The organism is Dialister succinatiphilus YIT 11850 (assembly GCF_000242435.1).
Lineage (GTDB): Bacteria > Bacillota > Negativicutes > Veillonellales > Dialisteraceae > Dialister > Dialister succinatiphilus.
The window spans coordinates 4,854-5,436 of the sequence record NZ_JH591191.1 but is presented as its reverse complement, the minus strand read 5'-3'; the positions used below and the strand labels follow the sequence as shown (position 1 = coordinate 5,436).

The window sequence follows — 583 nt, the reverse complement described above, 5'->3', positions numbered from 1 at the left end:
AAGTGGCGAAGGGGTGGACGGTGGTAATCCTGATTATGATACTCGATGTGGACGTGACCGCCGAAGGCGGCATTATAAAACTCATCGCCCTGCGGGCGATACCACCACCCTCGGGCCAAGGGCCCGTCAAACTTAAGAACCCTCCGGCCCATAGGGCCGGTCCATCTTAAGAACCTTCCCTTTGAACCTTCTGAACCCTCTGAACCCGGGCCGCGGAGCGGCCCCATAGCGTCCTTTTTTCCCCTGTCACCTTAGTGTAAAATTTTACTCGGTAGGGGAATTTTTCCAGAAACAATAAAAGAGGAAAGCCTCCCCTTGAGTGGAAATGTTATAATTTCCGTGGCAAAGAATAAAACAAAGAAAGGTCTTTCCTCATGGATATTATAACAAAAACTGGAGAAATTTGGAGTGAAAATGCAATAGGAGCAGTTATTTCTATCATCAAGGAATCTGATGATTCTATTGAGTCTGAAAGGAAGCTAACTCATTGGCTCGAAGAAATGAATTGTCAGCTTATAGCTATGGCTCTGGGGCGTATTGATGCTGAGCTGTATCAGATTTACAAGGCACAGGGGTGGCGTGT

At 47.0% G+C, this 583-nt stretch carries 1 pseudogene; it reads left to right on the top strand.

The annotated features are described in order from the left end of the window. Positions 1–374: 374 nt before the first annotated feature. Positions 375–583, top strand: a pseudogene (locus HMPREF9453_RS10835) (ISLre2-like element ISDsu1 family transposase); the annotation flags it as partial.